Annotated in this window: 1 protein-coding gene; it reads left to right on the top strand. The window is 58.9% G+C overall.

The genetic code is table 11. The annotated features are described in order from the left end of the window. On the top strand, positions 1-953 hold a 953-nt coding region (locus AK963_RS29590), incomplete at its 5' end, for a hypothetical protein (RefSeq protein WP_238593900.1). Positions 954-993 lie beyond the last annotated feature (40 nt).

The following is a 993-nucleotide window of genomic DNA, read 5'->3' as shown; positions in this document are numbered from 1 at the left end:
AGTGCCCCACAGGGAGAGTGAAGATGGCGATAGACGCCGACAAACTGGATCAGGAAGCTGATGCCGAATACGCCAGGCTGATGGGTATGGAACCGCAAGCCCCTGTCTCTCAACAGGAACAGGACAAGCAAGACGACCAGAACCCGGCCGCCGACGATGTACCCCCGCCACCCTCACCGGTCGAACCGGAGGCTCTGACTGAGCCGCCTGCCCCGGCAAGCGGTGATGACTGGCAGGACAAGTACACCAAGGCGGAAGAATCCCGCAAGAATGCCCACGCCCTGATGACTCAGGCCACGCAGAAAGCCGCTGACCTGGAGCGCAGCAATAGCGAGCTCCAACAACAGATGGCCACCCTGCAAGCCCAGGTCAATCTGCTGTCTCAGCAGCAGGCTGCACCGCAACCGGTCACCCAGGCACCGACCGATCAGTTTCAGGAACTCCGCGAGGATTACCAGGAGCTGGGGCCGGTGTTCAGTACGCTGGATGAGGCGCAAAAGAAAAATCAGGCACTGGAGCAGCGACTGGCCGCCATTGAGCAGGCCAGACAGCAGCAGGAGAAGCAGCAGGCAGAACAGGCATTCTGGGCCGAGGTGGAGAAGACTCACCCCGATGTCCGGCAGGTTGCCGCCAGCACTGACTTTCAGGGCTGGTTCTCCAGACAGAACGCTGGCATTAAAGAGTTAAGTCAGGTCAACCCGACAGGGGCGGCCACCGTAATGACGCTCTACAAACAGTCAGCAGGACTTCACTCTCCTTCTCAGAAAATCGAGCAGGCACAGCAACTGAGTGAACCGCAGGTGCGGTCCCACTCCCGACCTCAAACACAGGGTCGCCAACCTGCACTGACGCCGGAACAGATCGCCGCGCTGCCTCAGAAGGAGTACGAGAAGAATGAGGAAAAGTACGACGAGATGCTGGCGTACTGGATGAAGCAGGGAGGTCGCCTGTAGATTCAAGGGACTTGAATCATGGCTACTACCACTTTCCCTA

Origin of the sequence: Endozoicomonas atrinae, assembly GCF_001647025.1 — a bacterium.
GTDB classification, from domain to species: domain Bacteria; phylum Pseudomonadota; class Gammaproteobacteria; order Pseudomonadales; family Endozoicomonadaceae; genus Endozoicomonas; species Endozoicomonas atrinae.
This window is presented reverse-complemented; position numbering and strand designations above follow the sequence as displayed.